Raw genomic sequence first — 211 nt, 5'->3', positions numbered from 1 at the left:
TGCGGAGACGGAGCAGTGAAACTTCCGCGAACCGACGGAATGGTTCGTTAAAGAGTGTAGGTGTTGATTCTGGTAGGCAAATCCGCCAGGAGAGCCGAACTTGAAAGTACAGGGTCCTCTTCGGAGGAACTTGACAGTGAGGGTAAGCATACTCCCGAGAAAATCCGCTAAGCAATGTCCATGGTACCCGTACCGTAAACGGACACACGTA

Annotated in this window: 1 rRNA gene; it reads left to right on the top strand. The window is 51.7% G+C overall.

Going from position 1 to position 211, the window contains the following annotated elements:
• A 23S ribosomal RNA gene (locus tag I6E38_RS15265) occupies nucleotides 1-211 on the top strand; the annotation flags it as partial.

Source organism: Leyella stercorea (assembly GCF_021531355.1).
Taxonomy (GTDB): domain Bacteria; phylum Bacteroidota; class Bacteroidia; order Bacteroidales; family Bacteroidaceae; genus Prevotella.
This window is presented reverse-complemented; position numbering and strand designations above follow the sequence as displayed.